13 protein-coding genes and 1 tRNA gene are annotated in these 19,377 nt (G+C 44.6%); all 14 read right to left on the bottom strand.

Annotated elements, in window-relative coordinates; translation table 11 throughout:
* Positions 1 to 78: 78 nt before the first annotated feature.
* The 14 genes from P0108_RS03035 to P0108_RS02970 all read right to left on the bottom strand — a co-directional run bounded on the left by P0108_RS03035 (position 79) and on the right by P0108_RS02970 (position 19,151).
* On the bottom strand, positions 79 to 1,101 hold the full coding sequence (locus tag P0108_RS03035; protein WP_116440658.1) for an ORF6N domain-containing protein: 1,023 nt from the start codon (positions 1,099 to 1,101) through the stop codon (positions 79 to 81).
* 347 nt (positions 1,102 to 1,448) lie between these two features.
* The gene (locus P0108_RS03030; RefSeq protein ID WP_033888488.1) at positions 1,449 to 2,816 is read right to left on the bottom strand and encodes an ATP-binding protein; all 1,368 of its coding nucleotides are present in this window, start codon (positions 2,814 to 2,816) and stop codon (positions 1,449 to 1,451) included.
* Between the two features lie 186 nt (positions 2,817 to 3,002).
* The gene (locus P0108_RS03025) at positions 3,003 to 4,022 is read right to left on the bottom strand and encodes a class C sortase (RefSeq protein WP_410309320.1); all 1,020 of its coding nucleotides are present in this window, start codon (positions 4,020 to 4,022) and stop codon (positions 3,003 to 3,005) included.
* Between the two features lie 152 nt (positions 4,023 to 4,174).
* Positions 4,175 to 6,019: a SpaH/EbpB family LPXTG-anchored major pilin gene (locus tag P0108_RS03020; RefSeq protein ID WP_473730734.1), complete on the bottom strand. Its 1,845-nt coding sequence runs from the start codon at positions 6,017 to 6,019 to the stop codon at positions 4,175 to 4,177.
* Between the two features lie 246 nt (positions 6,020 to 6,265).
* Positions 6,266 to 8,776 carry a hypothetical protein gene (locus tag P0108_RS03015; protein ID WP_415707530.1) on the bottom strand — a complete coding sequence of 837 codons (2,511 nt, stop codon included), beginning with the start codon at positions 8,774 to 8,776 and terminating at the stop codon, positions 6,266 to 6,268.
* A 380-nt stretch (positions 8,777 to 9,156) separates the two neighbouring features.
* Positions 9,157 to 10,053 carry a transcription termination/antitermination protein NusG gene (nusG, locus tag P0108_RS03010; protein ID WP_473730733.1) on the bottom strand — a complete coding sequence of 299 codons (897 nt, stop codon included), beginning with the start codon at positions 10,051 to 10,053 and terminating at the stop codon, positions 9,157 to 9,159.
* A 26-nt stretch (positions 10,054 to 10,079) separates the two neighbouring features.
* Entirely contained in the window at positions 10,080 to 10,307 is a 228-nt protein-coding gene (gene secE, locus P0108_RS03005) for a preprotein translocase subunit SecE (protein ID WP_004106254.1), read from the bottom strand.
* A gap of 36 nt (positions 10,308 to 10,343) precedes the next feature.
* A tRNA-Trp gene (locus P0108_RS03000) sits at positions 10,344 to 10,419 on the bottom strand.
* A 156-nt stretch (positions 10,420 to 10,575) separates the two neighbouring features.
* The gene (locus P0108_RS02995; protein WP_064621511.1) at positions 10,576 to 11,814 is read right to left on the bottom strand and encodes a pyridoxal phosphate-dependent aminotransferase; all 1,239 of its coding nucleotides are present in this window, start codon (positions 11,812 to 11,814) and stop codon (positions 10,576 to 10,578) included.
* Positions 11,815 to 11,916: 102 nt separating this feature from the next.
* Positions 11,917 to 13,062, bottom strand: coding sequence for a glutamate 5-kinase (gene proB, locus P0108_RS02990; protein ID WP_415690150.1), 1,146 nt, complete (start codon positions 13,060 to 13,062; stop codon positions 11,917 to 11,919).
* A gap of 25 nt (positions 13,063 to 13,087) precedes the next feature.
* Positions 13,088 to 14,770: a GTPase ObgE gene (gene obgE / locus P0108_RS02985; protein WP_415690149.1), complete on the bottom strand. Its 1,683-nt coding sequence runs from the start codon at positions 14,768 to 14,770 to the stop codon at positions 13,088 to 13,090.
* A 307-nt stretch (positions 14,771 to 15,077) separates the two neighbouring features.
* A complete protein-coding gene (rpmA, locus tag P0108_RS02980) occupies positions 15,078 to 15,329 on the bottom strand; it encodes a 50S ribosomal protein L27 (RefSeq protein WP_004106248.1) in 252 nt (83 codons plus the stop codon).
* 33 nt (positions 15,330 to 15,362) lie between these two features.
* On the bottom strand, positions 15,363 to 15,671 hold the full coding sequence (rplU, locus tag P0108_RS02975) for a 50S ribosomal protein L21 (RefSeq protein WP_004111933.1): 309 nt from the start codon (positions 15,669 to 15,671) through the stop codon (positions 15,363 to 15,365).
* Positions 15,672 to 15,857: 186 nt separating this feature from the next.
* Positions 15,858 to 19,151: an Rne/Rng family ribonuclease gene (locus tag P0108_RS02970; RefSeq protein ID WP_415690148.1), complete on the bottom strand. Its 3,294-nt coding sequence runs from the start codon at positions 19,149 to 19,151 to the stop codon at positions 15,858 to 15,860.
* Positions 19,152 to 19,377: the final 226 nt, after the last annotated feature.

Here is a 19,377-nt window from a genome sequence, read left to right as displayed (position 1 = left end):
GCAACTACATTTGCGCAACAGCAAAAGTTGGAAGTCTACTTCCAAGTTGAGCGCAAAACACTAGAACATTATAAAATGTTAAAACTCTAACTCAGGATTCTTTAACAACTCATCAAACATCGCATGATACAAGCGCAAATTCAAAGACTCTATTCGCGTAATAGTTGAAATTTTGCCGCCAGCATCTTTCGACGAAGCGCCACAAACGTAAACAGCCTCATCATCCGTTCCATAATCTATAACCACATACCTATCGTGATACTTTCTGCCAGCAGTCTTAAACTTCAAATCAACACCAGGACAATCGCTTACAAAATCACCCAACATGCTTTCCGTAAGCATATTCTTGCTCCTAGCGTTATCACTAAAAACTACGATTTCAACCCCTTCACCAGCAAACCGTAATAGTTCCAATGTTTTAAGACCAATATAATTATCAACAACGTAAATGCTTTTCTTAGCTGACTTATATATTTTGCAATACGCAAGATCCGCTTCTATTTTATTGCCGTCCATAAGAAGAAAATGTTTATACGAATCTGGATTAATAAAATTATCCATTACCTTATTAAAATCTTCCTTCGTTGCCATTTGAGATTTTATTTCCGCTATATCATTAGTATTCTGATTCGTTTGAATCGCAAGCTTAGCTAATTCCTTCGCGCCAATAAAATCCTTATTTTCAACAATATAATCCTTCATTTGCTTAAAGGTTCTAACTAATGCCCTACTCTGTTTAACAGCAAGATCACCTCTTAACACAGTCATGAGCATATAAATACCCTGCTCCGTAAAAGCATAAGGCAAATATCGAGAGCCACCCCAACTTGAGGTGAAATTTTTGCACCTCAAGTTTTTGAACTCGTCAGCAGTTAGCCGAAACATAAAATCTTCGCCCTCAAACTTTTCAATATTATTCTTAATCTGTCTATTGAAATTTTTCGTTTCATACCCATATATTTCAGCAAGCTCAAAATCAAGCATGACTTTTTGATTACGAATGTTGTAGATTTTCTCTTTTATTGTTTCAGCGTCTATTATCATTCCAACAGACGCGTTTTTAGAGTCAGCGATAATTAGATTTTTATTCCCCTCTACCATAAGATCACTCCTAAAAAATGTGCGTAAAACCTAGCGCTGTACAACAAAAACTACATTTCTAACACAAAACCCATGAATCGCAAGCAATCAGGGTTATTCCCAAAAATCAATCACAAGCCATAAAACATCTAACAACTAGCAAAACTAGCATGCATCAGCGCATAAATATAATTCTATAAGATTCCACAAATAAAAAGCAACAAAAAAAATCGGTTTTAATACAAACGCACAGCACATTTATGTAGTGCGCTTGTACCTGATTTACGGCATGTCATGCCAAATCAGCCAAACGGCTAAGCCGTGAGGAATAAGTGCACTACATAGCAGCGCGAAGGCAGGTCGGAACGCTACACCAATCCACACATATAAAGTGGTAATATTACGAGATTCAAATCTTTTCTAACGCTAAGCTGTTTAGGAGCAAATACATAACTAGTTCCAATTCTTTTTGAAAACTTGTTCTTAAATTTATCAAGAGAAACTGTTTTAAACACATTCCCAGATTTAACTTCAATAGGAGATATACGCATTTTGCCAGCAGAATCCTGAAAAGCTTTAGAAATCAAAAAATCTATTTCCATAGTATTTTCCGAATTTTCTTTGTCTCTATTTGAATAGAAGAATAGGCGATGTCCAGATGCTATTAGCTGTTGCGCAACAACGTTTTCAACTAGCATTCCTTCATTAATTGAGATTTTTCCAAATAAAATTTCTTTATACAGATCATTAGACGCAATACTACTATCTGAAAGTATCATAGAAGTCAACAAACCGGTATCAGCCATATAACATTTTACTAACGCATCATCTGCATTAAGATTCAATCCCACATTTGGATCTGTAGATTTGTAGCAATTATTTGTAATACTCGCATCCGAAAGCCAAAAAAACGCATCCTTATAGTCACGCATACGAGCATTCTTACCTAAGGAAGTAATCCTATATCTTTTTTCATGTCTGGAAAGCTGTGCTGGTATTCCATCAAACACAGACATAACTTTCATTTCATAACCTTTTGCAAACTTTGCAGCATCCTGCCTATAGAGCGAAAGAATACGACGCTTAACCCTATCTACTCGAGCAAAATCTCTCGAATCAACATATTCATTTACAGACTGCGGCATGCCACCAACTAGCATATATTCTCTAAAAAGTCGCATCGCTTTTTTATGTAAAACATCTGGCAAAGGATTTAACTCATCAAATGAATCTTTAATAACTTTCGATAGATTTTCTTCTCCAAAAGCCCACAAAAATTCTTCAAAATCAAGAGGATACATGCGTTCTTCTTGTTCTTCAGATGGAATCAATATTGTTTCAACATTGTGTTTAATAGACAATAACGAGCCAGTCTCTATATAGTCGTATCTGCCATCTGCAACTAGTTGTTTTACAAATTCTCTAGCCTGTGGGAAAAATTGCACTTCGTCAAAAACCATTACCGATTCACGGTTATAAAGTTTCACACCATATAGTGCAGATATGTATGTAAAGAAAGTGCTTAAATCTGAACGATAATCTTCAAATAGCCGAAGCGCATCTTTTGATGCTTGCGAAAAATCAATAAGAATATAAGACTTGTATTCGTTTCTTGCAAACTCTTCAACTATAGTACTTTTCCCAACTCTTCGAGCACCTGTTACTAAAAGCGCTGTTGAACCGCGATCAGCATTCTTCCAATCGAGCATTTTTTGATAAAATTTTCGCCTTAACATATAACACCACTCTTAATTACCACAAAACCGTTGAAAATACTATTGTTTTATAGTATATATTTCACGAAAATCAATGTCAATTTATGCTAAATTTTCACGAAATCAGGGGTAAATATATGCCGAATTTTCACGAAAATCAAGGTGTTATTTCTCTAAATCTTCGCGACACGCTGCATTACAGCAATTCTAAGCAGTTATATGTTTGGCATGAGCAAGTGAAGCAGCACGGCGGTGGCGCTTGCGAACCGCGGCAATAATCATCGTCGTAAGAATCACAGCGCAACCAATAAGCGCGAGCACAAACATCGTCATCCAAAGCGGCCACTGCAACTTATCGCCCGGCGCGGAAACAGGATCCGGCAGCACGCGATAGCCTGTCACCAGCAATCTCTGCGTATTAACACCATACGGCGTACAGGTAAGCAGCGTCGCCAGATCACGCCCATTCTCGCGTTGAAGTAACCTAATATCATGCGGATCGACCACGCTAATGCGGAATACCCTGTAACGCAGCGTCTCCCCCTGCACGTCAAAGTAGAAGAAATCACCCTTCTTCAACTCCACTAAATCATCAAACATGGTCGCATTTGGCAAACCCGTATGCGCCGTCACAACAGCGTGACGCGTTTTACCCCCAACCGGCAAATCTGTGCCATATAAGTGTCCAGCACCATACGCCAAAACCTCCTGCGAACTACCGTGGTAAATCGGCAGCTTAACGCCAATCTTTGGGATTTTCACAATACCCATAATCCCCATCGGCTCATCCAGCTGCTTCGCATACTCCTTATACTCCGGCGTCTTCATATAATCCGTCGTGCCATCGTAAGGATCAGCCGTAATAATCGACTTGTGGCGCGCATTATAACGACGAGCCGCGTTCAAAATCTTCTCTCTAGCGCTCGCAGTCTGCTTACGACTCAGCCGATCATAAGCTACAGAAATCTCCTTCGACACCTTGTTATTCCACAACGTTGACGCAATCGGGTACGTGAAGCACAGAATCGCTGCAAGCGCGAGAACGATTGGCTCTAAAATACGGCGGAGTTTGGATTTGGGTTTTTTAGCGGGTTTTGTTGCAGTTGCGGAGGCTGCGGTTTGCGTTGCTGTGGAGGCTGGTGTTGTTTCGGTTGCGGAAGCGACGGGTTTTGCTTTGAGTTGCTTGAAGAAAGCATATACTTTAGCAACAGCGTCGTTTAATTTCATGCTTCTTCCTTGTAACGTTTATACACGTAAATTTTGTTTCAAATTACGCGTGAAAACACACGTTTTTAGAGCAAGTGAGTCTAGGATTTAGTTCAGTAAACCCTAGACTCACACTTTGCTATTAGACTACAAGACCAGCTTTAGAAAGCGGATCAAGCGTTCTGCTGCTGTTCCTCTTCTTTGCGATTGCGCATGTAGAGGAACACGCTTGCTGCAATCAAGCCCATGCCAGCAAGCGCAAACAGAATCACGCCAGCAGCACCAGTTGCAGGAAGATTGAACCAGAACTTGTTACCGCCTTTTTCACCATGCAATGGAATGTTAGGGAATTTCAAAGTATCAGGATTATCGTTGGTAGTTGTATCCTTAACAGTTATTTCCTTAACCACAGGAGACAAAGCAAATCCTTCAGGAGCCTTAACCTCAACAACGTACAGCGTTGAACCAGCTTCAGCCTTGTAAGGATTAGAGAATTTACCGCCTTCAACAGTAGTTTCATCAAATGCAGAAGCGGCCTTGCAAGGACTATCTTCCGCATCTACTGCTGTATTTTCCTTAAGAGACTTGGTGCACAAATCTGCTTTATTTTTGTCGGTAAATATCTTGAATTCAGCACCAGAAAGCTTTTTACTCTCATCTTCAGAATTGTACTTATCAACCTGCAAATAACCAAACTTGACTGTAGGCTTACTGCCATCAATATTAGGAATTATAGGATTCGGTGCAGTAGTACCTTCATCATGAGCTGGGAAGAAGCCAGACTTATTAGTAATAGTCTTATCTGTAGTAGAATCCTTGAAGGCTTTACTTATGTCAAACGCAAGCTCAACCTCAACTTGAGGAGCCTCAGATCCAGCAGCAACGTTATTCAACTTAGAAGCAATTTTCTTCAAACCTACTTCAGTGAACTTCACAAGAATGCGAGTGTGACCAGCAGCAAGACCTTTAGTATCTCCAGCTGTAGTAATCTCAGCATTACCAGAATTAGGCGTTGCAGTAACGGTGTAGTCGTTGTTCTCACCCTTAGTAAGGGTAGAATCACTACCTGTACCGAACTTTACAGACTGCACAGCAGCATCAAGTCCCTGATTATTAGGTTCTGTAAACGCTGAGGTTGGAGCATCATCGAATACCGCGTAATCCTTGAGATTCTTCTCAGTCAAATCCTTGTCAATCTTAGTCTTGTTCACCTTCGCGGTAATTGTGTAGTAAATTTTATCTTTTACACCAGCAAAAATGTGAGATTTATCAACATTCTTCTTAATTGCAGAAGAAAGATCAATATTCTTTGGCTTAACTACAGGATTATACTCATACACAGTTGTGGTCTTGCCATCATCAGTCTTCTGTTCAATCAAAGGCAAAGTCATGTAGAAACTACTGAAATCGTAAGCACCATAACCATCAGGAACCTTCTCAACAATCTTATACAAACCAACAGCAAGATCATCAAGTGTAGACTTACCATCCTTGTCTGTAGCAGTCATATTGTGCACATCAGTTCCAGTTCCAAGAGTTACAACTCCAGCTTCTTCCGGATGAGCATTTAACTTAGAAACAATACCAGCAATCTTCTGCCAAGAATCATACTCCGCAAGATTCAAAGTAACATCATTAGTTCCTTCCTTAATGGATGCAACTTTAGTTACAGTGAAACTAACATCTTTAAGAGGTTCAAAACCAGCAGGGCAAGATGTATCTTGCGTTTCGCCTGTCTCATTAGATGCGGACGCATTAGCAGTACTAGACGAAGCAACGGTAGTAGTAGTTGTAGAGACATCCTTTTTCTTGCACTTAACAATAGTTAAACTACCGGTTGTCGGAGCTTTACTCTCCCATGGAGCCTTAGGACCCTTTTTAACAGAAGGTTGTGGAAGAACCGGCTTACCACCAGCCCACGCAACTCCAGCCACAGTTACAGCGCCGGCGACGCACAGCGTGCCAGCCATCGCAAGCGACGCAACTGCCGCCACGAATTTATTAGTGAACTTTTTCATGTTCACTCCTTTCGTAATGCCGTTTTACGGCAAGTAGAGAATTAGTTTGCATTGATAATGCTCTTGACGAGTAAAGTTTTAAAATTTTTGGCATTTACCTTGTGTTATCACGCTCCCGAATCCCGAAAGACTGCGCAATAAAACAATACGCAATAAAACAATGCGCGAAACAGGAAGGCTTGATACGCAAATGCGTACGTAGTCGCCTTATGCGAAGCACAGCGAGTAAATGCATATACAACTGCTTCATACGTGATTGCATAAGCCTCGCCGCCTTCCAAAAATTAATTTGCGAGCGCACTCACTTTGACTTACCACGAAGCCAGCCGCCAGCAGATTTACCAACAGAGCGGCAAGAATACCAAACTGCAAATTCCAACTCTGACCGCCCGTATTCGGCAAAGTAAAATTACTCGCCAAGTGAATATTGAACGTAAAAGCAGCAAAATCCTTCTTTTCTTTAAAAGACGCTGGAGTAGCAGTTAGCGCAGAGCTTATTGAATCAGGCGTTAAGCTGCCTTTTAGACCATCAAACTTAGTAAGAGCATCAGGCTTCAGCGCAAACACAACGCACTGGTAATCGCCAACCTTAGTCGGCTTTATGCTCACTTCCTTATCAGTTCGCGCAGCCACTTTTTTACTTGGATCAACCGACTCGCAAGTCGTCTCCCCTTCTTTACTAGAGTTACACGTATTTTGCTTCGTATCCTCAGGCACACTCAACACCAGACCTGCAGGACTACTGCTCCAGGTCTTGTATTCAAGAGCATCAGCAGGTTGCGACGATTCAGAAGATTGCTCAGATTGCGAGCCAGTACCGCTAGTACCTCTACTTGAGCCACTTAGAGCAGAACCACTTTCAGCAGAGCCATTATCCCCAGTAGAAGTACCACTACCAGCATTATTCTTCTTCTCGCCTTTCGAGCACAGCACGCGCAACGTAATCTTCTTCGTGCTATCCGCCGCAGAAGTAGCATCAACAAACGGCTTAAGCTCCATACCGAGCATCGCAGAAATATTGTTATTGCTGCTAGTCAACGCCGCTGGCAACGGACCCGTGCCGTTTTTAAACGGATACACTTTCAGCGTAAGATCATTTTTGCCAATTTCTGGTGGCTTCGGCTTTGGTGGCTTACTCGACTTCACTTCAATCGTAACTGACTTATAATCCCAGTCAACGCCTTGTTGAATATCATTAGCATTAAGCCACTGATTACTGCTCTTGTCAACAATATTATTTTCTGGATTACTACTAGTAAACAGAAACTTCCTATATTCAGCACTTGTAACTTTTTTGTCGAACTCTTTTGCCACTGTAGAATTTGGATGTTCTTTACCCTCTCCACCGTTCGGGTTGTATTTTAATTCAACATCCTTTATAGCAAACACTTTGCACTCAAAAGTTCCATCATTTTGTGGCTTACCAGTAATCCAACTTTGAGATTCCTCAGTATAAGGATCATTCTCATACAAAGCAAAATTCTCCGCACCAGTAGAAGGTCGATTCTTATTTTCCTTATGCTTGAACTGAGTCTGCGTACCTAAACTCAAACCATTAACACTGTCTAACGTATAACTATCTGCACCATCACCACTACCAGTTTTATGGCAAATCATATGGTGATAGATAGAACCAGGCTTATCTGTCGATTTCGATTCAATAAAAAGCTTATTAATAGAATCGTAAGTATCTTTCTTATCAGTACTGTCAGTAGTACTGCCGTCAGTACCTCCGCTAGGAGCTGAACCTTTAGACTTTGGTTTTATAGTAATTTTATTATCTTTTATCGCAGCATTATCTTGCGTTTTCCCAAAATCGTATAAGCTAAGCGACAAATCACCGGGCTGAGCCTTAGGTAAATCCTTTTCATCAAGTTCCTCCCTAATGGTCTTAGGTCTGGATTTAGAACCATCTGGATAATGTATTACAAACTTAAACTTATACGTCTTAGCTGCCATCCATTTGCTTACAAAAAAACGTATAGAACCATCGCTATTAGACACACCATACGTAGATTTAACAGTATAACTGCCACTGTTATCCTTGAAAAAAGCATACTTCACAGAATCATCACTTTTAACATACTCTTCCAACCCAAGCCAAACGCCATCAGGTAATGTTTGCTGCACTTTACCTGCAACTTTTATTGTTGGAATAATAATCTGAGGAACCCTATTATAAGGCTCGCCATTCTTACTTTTAATGTTTATTGTTTTATTACCATAAGTAATGCTGTAGCATTTTTCAGGAGCCTTATACCTTTTATTATTCTTACACGCTTCCGGAAGATCAGTCGTTTTTCTCGCACCTCTGTCCATTCTGCTAGAAGTTTCCGTAGAGGCGCTTTTCTTTGGAGCATCTTTAACGTTTTTCTTTACATCAGAATCAGTCGACTTAGCCTTATCAACACCATTGTTACTATCAGACTTCTGCTGCTTTTCAGCAGGCTTCGATTCCTTATTATCTTTATTTAAAGTACTTGAAGTATCAGTATTTTTCTTATTAGGCTCAGTAGTATTATTAGATTCACTCTGCTCAGACTGCTTATTCGATTCACCATCGTTTTTAGTAGAACCAGCCTTCGCACCCTCAGCCTTCTCAGTAGAAGTAGCACTTTCGCCAGCACTCAACGCATAAGTTGGAGCAATCACAAAAGTAGCAAGCAACATTGTAATTGCCACGAAAAAAGCAAATAACGAACGGCGAATTGAGCGCACTAGTCGAAGGAAACGGCTAAATATATGCGAATTAAACATATACACCTACCTTCTAATTCGCCCTCTTATATCATAATGTCGTTATTACAACGGCACTGAAAAACTCGAATTCTCGCTAAAATTCTCTGCTAAAAACGCTCTTCTCAAACACTCAGCACTATACCCCCCCCCCACGCCTATTTGCAAGCCAAACTAAATATTTGGAAATATTTATTATTTACATTGATAAAAGCACTGTAATTGCAAGAAAATTTAGGATTATTTCCCCATTTTACGGCGTGTCGCGGTAAATAAACAAAACTAAGCAAAAGCAAGCAAAGCAAAAAACAAAAAATAAACAAAACAAAAAACCGGAGTGCAATACGCACCCCGGTCTATAAAATCTACAAAAGCTAGCTACAAAAGCCTAGGCTTTCAGCTCAAACAATCGGCTCAACTTGGTTAAACCCAAGCTCCACAGGAGTTTCACGTCCAAAGATGGAAACCAACACCGTAAGCTTCTGAGTTGTAGGCTCCACGTCCGAAACCACAGCTGCCATCGCTGAGAATGGACCATCAGTAACTGTTACCTGATCGCCAACCTTGTAAGCAACCTCAACCTTACGCTTACGTGCTGCAGCCGGCTTATCGCCAGCATTCTTCAAAGCTTCAGAAGCAATCATCGGAGCCATCATTGACACAACTTCCTTGCGGCTCAATGGTGCAGGCTCTCTAGAAGGACCAACGAAACCAGTCACACCCTCAGTCTCGCGCACAATGCGGCGAGCGTTCTCATCCGGCCACATGCGAATCAACACATATCCTGGCACACGCACGCGGGTAATAACCTTCTTACCCTTTTCCGTATGCTTCTCGACTTCTTCCATAGGAACTTCGATCTGGAAAATCTTATCTTCCAAACCAAAGTTCTGCACGCGGGATTCAACGTTAGTTTTTACGCGCTTTTCGTAACCAGAATACGTGTGAAGAACGTACCACTTGCCTTCCAAAGTGCGAAGTTTCTTAGAAAATTCTGCTACAGCGATTGCGCCGGCATCAGTCGGGTCGGCTTCGTTCGCATCGTCAGCATCAGTAGTTTCATCAGCATCGCTAGTTTCGCCAGTTTCGTTAGAAACATCAGCAACACTGTCAGCAGCAGCGCCATCAGCTACATCAGCTGCAACATCAGCAGATTCCTCATCCACATCAGCTTCAACGGACTCGCTAGAAGCAGCAACTTCATTATTCACAGCTGATTCGTTTGCTTCGTCAGCATCATGAGAAGCAAAAGCCTCATCAGCTTCACTTGCTTCTTCGAGATTGAATTCATCAGTCATCTTGCATACACCTTCAAAATTTCAACTCAGCCGAACAGCCACATTACGGACTTACCCAAACCGAAGTCCATGCAGGTGACGAAAGCCATCAAAAATACAACAAATATGAAAACTGCAGACGACCAAGCAAACAACTCTTTGCCATGAGGTGCAATAACCTTGCGCGTCTCGTCAATAGTTTGCTTAACGAACATGCCAATACGCACGAACAAGTTATGCTTTACTGCTTTCTTAGTACTGCGTGCCTGCGCCATGCTTGAATCCTTCGTGTAAAAACTTGAACAAAAAACTGGCAGGGACGGCGGGACTCGAACCCACAACCTACGGTTTTGGAGACCGTTGCGCTACCAATTGCGCCACATCCCTAAGGTGAACTTGCTCATCATACCCCAAAAGGAACGAAATAGCAAACCGCCAGATAGACATACTATCTCATGGGCATGATTTCGTTATATCATCGCACAAAAGCGAGTGTCGCGTTTTGCATGGCAAGCAAGTTCTTATTTTGCAATACATACTTGCTTAAGCTTCAACCCACTTCTTCATGCGACGCATGCCCTCAGCAAGCTGGTCGTCAGCAAGAGCGCAAGAGAATCGCAAATATCCAGGAGCACCAAAAGCCTCTCCTGGAACCGCAGCAACATGCGCTTCGTCAAGCAACATTTCAGCAAATCGAGAAGAAGTATGCGGCACTTCGCGATGCTCCCCAAGCGGACACTCAAGCAGTGCCTCAACGTTAGCAAACGCGTAAAAAGCACCGTGAGGAAGAGGGCAAGTAACGCCGTCAATATTGTTCAACGCTTCCACAATCGCTTTGCGTCGAGCATCGAAAGCCTCACGCATAGTGGCAACCACGTCTAGCGAACCGCCGACTGCAGCAATTGCTGCGCGCTGTGAAATATTAGAAACATTAGAAGTCATATGGCTTTGAAGCTTAATTGCAGCTTTAGCAACATCTTCCGGCGCCACCATCCAGCCAACACGCCAGCCAGGCATTGCGTAAGTTTTCGCAACACCATTCAAAATCAGCAGCTGCTCGCGAATTTCCGGCACCTCGACGCCAATATACGAAGTCGAAATGCCGTCGTAATGCAAGTGCTCGTAAATCTCATCAGAAATAACCCAAATATGGTGTTTTACAGCCCACTCGCCGATTGCGCGAATAGTTTGCGCGCTCCAAATAGCACCTGTAGGGTTCGAAGGCGAAGTTACGATAATTGCGCGCGTGCGTGAAGTGCGAGCGGACTCAATTGCCTCAATATCTGGCTCAAAACCGCGATCTGCACCTGCTAAAACCGGCACAGGCACGCCGCCTGCAAGCTTTACTGCTTCCGGATAACTCGTCCAATACGGAGCTGGAATAATAACTTCGTCGCCATCATTTAAAAGAATTTGGCAAGCTTCGTACACAGCTTGCTTTCCGCCGTTTGTAACTACGACTTGATTTGAGGAAACTTCGTATCCGGAATCTCGCTGCACTTTACGAGCAATTGCTTCTCTAAGCTCAGATAAACCTGCAGTAGCAGTATAACGATAGTTGCGCGGATCTTTACACGCTTGTGTTGCAGCATCAACAATGTAAGAAGGAGTAGGAAAATCTGGCTCGCCCGCACCAAAGCTTACAACGTCAATGCCGTCAGCTTTCATAGCTTTTGCCTTGCCGTCTACTGCCAAAGTTGCGCTCGGAGCGACTCGGTTTATACGCTCGCTTAATACGCGCCAATTTTCTGAGGATGAAGTTTCTGCAATATTCTCTGCCATGATTTACAGTGTAACCTTAAGCCGCGAAACGAGCGAAACAAGCGAAACTGTCGAAAACACAAAACCATCTGGTGAAATCGACAAAACACAAGCCGCTAGCAATCACACAAGCACGAGATTGTCGCGGTGCACAACCGGATGCGCATACTGACGGCCAAGTGATTCTTCAAGCTCATCGCTCGTACGCCCCATAATCTCCGGAATTTCCTCCGCGTCAAAAGCCACTAAACCCTTAGCCAAATGGTTACCCTGCTCATCGTCAATCCACACAGGATCCGTCGCCGAAAACTCGCCACGCACGCCAACAATACCAGCCGCAAGCAAGCTCGCACGACCTCCGCGAACCGCCTCCGCAGCGCCATCATCAACCACCAAGACTCCGTGCGGATGCGAAGCAAAACCAATCCAAAGTCGCCTTGAAGAATCGCGCGTATGCACCGGCGCAAACACAGTGCCAACAGCATCTCCAGCCAGTGCCGGACCAGCATTTCCAGCGCAAGTTAGCACAGTTGGAATTCCTGAAACTGCAGCAACATGCGCAGCCTCCATCTTCGTCACCATACCACCGGTACCTACGCCCGAAACACTTGCGCCAACTTTCACTTCTTCAATCGCGCGCGTCACATCTGGCACAAAACTCACACGCTTAGCACCCGGTTCACTAGGTGGGGCAGTATAAAGAGAATCCACATCCGTAAGCAACACAAGAGCTTCCGCTCGCACAATATTTGCTACAAGAGCTGCAAGACGGTCGTTGTCACCAAATCGAATTTCGTTGCTAGAAAGTGCATCATTTTCGTTTACTATTGGGATTACGCCAAGCTCAAGCAAACGTAGCATTGTGCGTTGCGCATTGCGGTAGCGCGACGGCGAAATAGTAACGTCCGCCGTAAGAAGCATTTGCCCGACTCTGAAACCAAATTGCGAAAATGCAGCTTCGTATTGAGCCATAAGCAATCCTTGGCCAACTGAAGCCGTTGCCTGCTGAGTTGGCACATCTTTAGGACGCTCATTAAAGCCGAGCAAACCAAATCCAGCTGCAATTGCGCCAGAAGACACAAGCACAATGCGAGCGCCTTGCATTTGCGCGTGACTTATTGCAGTCACAAGAGCGCGCAACTTTTGCACATCCAGCTGACCGGACGCGCTCGTAAGTGAGCTTGAGCCAACTTTTACAACGATTGTGCGCGCCTCACGAATTGAACACCGAACCCCATCTTCGGTAAGCTCAATTTCTGGATTATTCATAAGATTCCCCTTGACCTTGATTTTTCTAGTTTTTCTGCTCTTCTCCACGACCAAACAAGCTATTTTCATCATGGCGATCGTCATCCACAGAAGGATCCGCCCAGTGACCCGACTTTCGCTCAGCCATCATCGCGTCTCGAACTGCGCTCTTTGCATCCATCATGCTGTGATAATCTCGTCTACGCTCAGCATTCGTGCGCCTTGCTCCGCGAGGATCGTTCGCTTCAATTCGCAAATCCTTGCCACGCGCACCCAAATTAGCACCGTCCAATCCTTCTGCACCGGCAGCAATACTTGGATCCCAATCGAAACAAACCATATGATTCCCAGTGCCAATACGAATTTCGTCTCCTGGACGCGCTCCCTTCTTGCGCAATTCGTCCTCAACACCAAGCTTTGCTAAGCGATCTGCCAAATAACCAACGGCTTCGTCGTTGTCGAAATTCGTTTGTATAACCCAGCGCTCAGGTTTTGCGCCAGTAACAGTGAACCAAAAATCACCATTCCTATCTTCTTCGCGCTTAATTTCAAAGTCTGCGCTATTTCCACGTCCATCATCGCGGCGACGACGCAAAGCTGAAGTCTGCTGCTCAAGCGGCTGGATGACAACACGCTCTTCTTCACGCGCTGCTTCCTCGGCAGCGAGCTTCTCGCGCATCTTTTCAACCAATCGTCCAAGCGCAAAACCGAGCTCTTTCAAGCCTTCGTGAGACGCGGTAGAAATCTCAAATACAGTCAATCCCATTTTCTCAAATTCACCGCGTACAAAATCAGCCAATTCTTTAGCTTCAGGCACATCGACTTTATTTAGCACAATAATGCGCGGACGCTCTGGAATTGGGATTGCACCCAACGGAAGCTCAAGCTTATCAGCGTATTGCGCAAGCTCATGCTCAAGAGCGTGGTAATCGCTAATTGGATCGCGATTTGGCTCCAGCGTTGCGCAATCGATTACATGCGCAATAATTTCTGTGCGCTCAATATGACGCAAAAACTCAAGACCTAAGCCTTTTCCTTCGGAAGCTCCTGGAATTAAGCCTGGAACGTCTGCAATTGTGTAGCGATAGTTGCCGAAGCTTACAACACCTAGGTTTGGCACCAAAGTAGTAAACGGATAGTCAGCAATTTTCGGCTTAGCTGCACTAATTGAAGCAACTAAGCTTGATTTTCCTGCAGAAGGGAATCCAACTAAAGCTACGTCTGCGATAGACTTGAGTTCCAAAATTACATCGCGTTCTTCGCCAGGCTCTCCTAAAAGCGCGAATCCTGGGGCACGACGAGTTTTGTTTGCGAGTGCTGCGTTGCCAAGACCGCCGGCACCCCCCTGCGCCACAACGAATTTGTCTCCAACATGTTGCAAATCCGCCAAAACTTCGCCTGGTCGCTTTTGAGAGCCTACAGCACCGCGTGCAGTAAAAACGACAGTTCCAACAGGCACAGGAAGTACTAAGTCTGCACCTTTTGAACCGTCTTTAGTGTCGCCTAAGCCCATCGTACCGTTTTCTGCAGTGCGGTGAGGCATGAAGCGGTAGTCAAGTAAGCTGTTTGCGTTACGATCAGCTACAAAAATAACGGAACCACCGTCACCGCCATTACCGCCATTTGGACCTGCTAATGGCTTGTACTTTTCGCGACGAACTCCGGCAGATCCGTTTCCACCATCTCCGCCTTTTACATGCACTGTTACGCGGTCTACAAAATCACTCATACTGCTACCTTACTCGAAGATAAACACTTAAATTCTCGGGAACATGCGCGCATTTGTGTACTTACACACCCCGCAACGCTCGCGCTATAAGCGCTCGCTATGAAACTCGCGTTGGAAGTCCACTGGACTTCCAACTTAAGCGAGTTTCCGCTCCGAGTTGCTTTCGCGCGCGCTGTGCTGCGCTCAAGCAGGTCGTCGCGCAAACGCGAGGAAATATGCGAGAACAAAAAAGCCGCACCGAACGGGGGTGCGGCTTAAACGTTTTATTGTCGACTTATTGTCGAATCTGTTTAGGCTTAGCTAAGATTCAGGCGGTAACAACGTCAACAACCTTGCGGTCGCGACGAATACCGAACTTCACATTGCCGTCCACCAAAGCGTACAGCGTGTGATCCTTGCCCAAAGCAACGTTCTGACCTGCGTGGAACTTAGTGCCGCGCTGACGAACGATAATGTTGCCAGCCACTACAGCTTCACCGCCAAACTTCTTAACACCAAGATATTGCGCTTGTGAGTCGCGACCGTTGCGCGAGCTAGACGCACCCTTCTTATGTGCCATCTCACTGTCCTTTCAGGTTTATAACACCGTCAATCAGGCGATGGCCGTGATCTTGACGAGAGTCAACTTCTGACGATGACCCTTGCGACGAGCCACACCAGTCTTGTTCTTATACTTCATAATGCTAATCTTTGGACCTTTGGCTTCGTCGTTCAAGACTTCTGCCTTCACCGTGATCTTAGCAAGATCCTTGGCACTCAAGGTTACCTTAGCACCGTCAACAACGAGCGCGACCGGGAATTCCACGGTATCGCCCTTCTTTGCATCGAGACGGTTCACGAGAATGGCGTCGCCAACCTCGACCTTCTCTTGATGGCCACCGGCCTTCACAATCGCGTACATAATTCGTTCCTTAGCTCAATTGAAAGCTTACTTTTGCCTTGCGCACAGCAAAACACGCGCGGCAAGACACCGACTATCAAAAATACACCTACCCATGTACTAACGTCAAGTCGCTAGATTCATGAGTCAATGCAGACAATATTCAATATTGTACTCAAGGCATATACTTAGTCACTATTCAGAGGCTCAATCATCACTTTCTGTAGTTTCTTGCATAATTTCCTGCGTATTATCTTGCGCAGTTTCCTGCATAGTTTCTTGCGTAGGTTGCTCCGCAGTATACTCAGCAATCTCTTGCGTAGTATCCTCTAAATTATTTTCAACTAATTCTTCAGAAGTTTTATCAGCTTCACTAGTTTCCGCGGTTTCGCCAGCATCCGCAACTTCGCTAGTTTCATTCGCCTTAGAAGATACAGACTCTTCATCAGAATTCAAAAAATTACTATACTGCGTTTCTTCTTCAGATTTATGAGCTGCGTCAGTAATTACAGACGCGGCAGCTATACGCGCTAACTTAGCTCTCACTTCCGCACTAGAACCCTGCTGCTTAACAGGCGCAGGCTGTTCCGTTGCGCTTCCGTGACCATACTTATTTGTTTTAACAAAAGGATCTCCACCCTTAAGCGCGTAAGGATCCGCATATTCCGAAGAAACAGTAGGCTCATCATGCAAAATAAATCCACGTCCCTTACACGTTGGACACTCTTCAGAGAACGCTTCAACTAAGCCTTGACCAACGCGTTTACGTGTCATTTGCACAAGACCAAGAGACGTAACTTCAGCAACTTGATGCTTCGTGCGATCCCTAGCCAAGCATTCCAAAAGCCTACGCAAAACCAAATCGCGGTTCGCTGGCATAACCATATCGACATAATCGATCATGACCATGCCACCAATATCGCGCAAACGAAGCTGGCGCGCAATCTCTTCAGAAGCCTCCAAATTACAACGAGTAACCGTTTCTTCCAAAGACTTACCACGCCCAATAAATCGTCCAGTATTCACATCGATCGTAGTCATTGCTTCCGTACGGTCAATCACAATAGAGCCACCAGCCGGCAAATAAACCTGACGCTCCATACCCTTACGAAGTTGACTATCAATCTGCCACTTATCGAAAACGTCCTTGCCTTCATGCTCAGCAGGATCCCAATATTCAACCTTGCTGCGCAAATCTGGAGCCATCATCTCAAGATATTCATCAATTCGCTGACGCACTCCCTCGCCTTCAACAATAAGCTTTTGGAAGTCATCGTTGAAAATATCGCGCACAACACGAATTGCCACATCAGGCTCACCCTGTAACAGCTTAGGGCGCTTTCCATGCAAGTATTCTTCGCGCTTAGCTTCAATGCGCTCCCACTGCTTAACAAGCGAATCTAAATCTTTTTCAATCGACTCCTCGCTTGCGCCGTCAGCAGCAGTACGAATAATAACGCCCATATCTTTTGGTGCAATCTTCGACACAATAGCACGCAAACGCGAGCGCTCTCGATCCGAAAGCTTGCGACTCACACCGGTCATGCCGCCAGATGGCACAAGCACTAAGAAACGCCCTGCAAGAGTTACTTGCGAAGTCAATCGAGCACCCTTATGCCCAATTGGATCCTTAGTAACCTGCACAAGCACAGGATCACCAGACTTAAACGCAAGCTCAATCCTACGAGGCTGACCTTCAAGACGAGCCATATCCCAATTAACTTCGCCTGCATAAAGCACGCCATTCCTGGCTTGACCAATATCTACGAATGCCGCTTCCATGCTTGGAAGCACGTTTTGAATGCGCCCAAGATAAATATTTCCAACAGTAGCAACTTCTTGAATATCAGAAACATAATGTTCTACAAGAATATTGTCTTCAATAACGGAAATTTGCGTGTGGCGATCGCGCTCACGAACAACCATTAATCGTTCAACATTTTCGCGACGAGCAAGGAAATCTTGCTCCATAAGAAGGTTCTGACGGCTACGCTCACGTCTATTATCTCTACGTCGTTGGCGCTTTGCCTCAAGTCGCGTAGAGCCTTCAATATCCGTAATTTCGTCTATATACTGCTGCTTGCGCGAGCGGCGAGAAGTTAAGTCATCCTCGTTCGCATTAGTGTAGTCGGATGACTCTTCCTGAGAAGACGCGGAATTTGCGTCATCGGAGGATTTGGAACGGCGGCGACGACGGCGACGCGTATAAAGAGTTTCTTCCTCATCTTGCTCACGAAGTTCTTCTGGATCTGGAATTAAATCGCGATCTTCTTGAGAAACTTCATCTATTCTTGCGCGTTTTGTGCGAGAATTCGCGTCATCGTCAATATCATTAGAAATATCGATGTCAAAATCGCGGCTTTCGTTGCGACTTTCGTTGCGGTTTTCGTTGCGATCAGCGCGAGAGCTACGACGGCGACGACGGCGACGCGTAATCATTATTTCATCGTCATCGTTGCCATTATTCGCATTATAATCGTCGTTTATACCTCTGTTATCGCCTTCGTCACTGCTATTGCGGCTATCTCTGTTATCTCTGATATTGCTACCATCTCTGCTGCCTACTGCACCATTTTCATTTCGAGCGTCATCATCATTAGAGATGTTATTCGACATATTGCGACGATTAGAACGCCTATTTGAAGCATTTTCCGCAGATAAAATATCGCTAATATCAAGAGTTTCATCGATGCGCGTATCAATGGGAGCATAAACAATATTGTCGTATGCAAGATCCTCTTCAATTTGCTCAACTTCAGCTGCAGCACGTCGCTCAACAGCATTCAATCTGCGAGAACGGCGAGAACGCTGGCTTTTGCGAGTTTTTTCATCGCGATCATCTTGCGAATCCTGAAAATTCTTAGCGTACCCAGAATCTTGAGAATACATAGAATGACTTGTTTCACGCGATGTTTCACGACTATTCCCTCTGCCACTATCACGCTTTATTTCGCTTGAATTCTCACGTCTTTCAGAACGTGACTTGCGTTCGCTACTATCACGGCTATCATGACTATCGCGACTATCACGGCTATCGCGGCTGTTGCGTCCACCGCGCCTTCCGCGAGAAATATCACGTAAATCATCACGCAAATCATCATTCAAGTCATCACGCGAGTTGTCACGCAAGTCATTACGCGAACTGCTGCTTTCTTCACTACGATTGTTCACTACCTTAGGAAGAACTGGCTCCTGGAATAGGAGCGAAGTTATTGGGCGCGATTTAACAACATGCGGCTCAGAATTCTTCGTACTAGAATCCTCAACTTTTAATTCCATTGCTTCTCCAGCCGCACCAGCACCACGAGTAACTCGTCGACCGCGACGGCGACGCGTAACGCCAGAGCTTTGCTGCAAAGTATCGCCGGCAGCTATATTACTTTCCGCAAAATCTGTAGATTGCATTATTCCGGACATTTCCGCAGAAGTAGCGGTTTTAGACACAGTTCTACTATTTTCAGCTTCAGATTCATTGAAGCGTTCTCTTATTATTCTGGGCACTATGCTCCTCACGAGACGCTGCATCGTCTCGCATCCCTGGCTTTAAGTTGAGCACGCACGTGCGCGAGCCACCCCAAAGCTCTTTACAAAGTCTAGCTGCGCGACAGCGGACGCCAGCCTCGGAAAACGCTCACGAGGGGATCGACGCCATCGATTGCCTGGCGGCTTGCAGTGCCACCGCTCTCTAGTATGCCATATTGCCGAGTCAAATATATGACTCGTTGAA

The sequence above is a fragment of the Gardnerella sp. c10Ua_244 genome (assembly GCF_055818055.1).
This window is presented reverse-complemented; position numbering and strand designations above follow the sequence as displayed.